Source organism: Bacillus cereus group sp. N12 (assembly GCF_016483575.1).
Lineage (GTDB): Bacteria > Bacillota > Bacilli > Bacillales > Bacillaceae_G > Bacillus_A > Bacillus_A toyonensis.
The window spans coordinates 1-230 of sequence record NZ_JAEHBO010000300.1; the positions used below are offsets into that span (position 1 = coordinate 1).

Sequence of the window (230 nt, forward strand, 5' to 3'; positions counted from 1 at the left end):
GTTCGAGGTGGAAGCATGGTGACATGTGGAGCTGACGAATACTAATAGATCGAGGACTTAACCATATAATATGTAGCGATGTTATCTAGTTTTGAAGGAATATATATTTAAAATTCCTTTTGACATTCTGAAAAGAATGTGTATAATGATAAAAGTCTGGTAATGATGGCAGAGAGGTCACACCCGTTCCCATACCGAACACGGAAGTTAAGCTCTCTAGCGCCGATGGT

Annotated in this window: 1 rRNA gene; it reads left to right on the forward strand. The window is 39.6% G+C overall.

Going from position 1 to position 230, the window contains the following annotated elements:
* Window positions 1-155: 155 nt before the first annotated feature.
* A 5S ribosomal RNA gene (gene rrf / locus JDS92_RS30570) occupies window positions 156-230 on the forward strand; the annotation flags it as partial.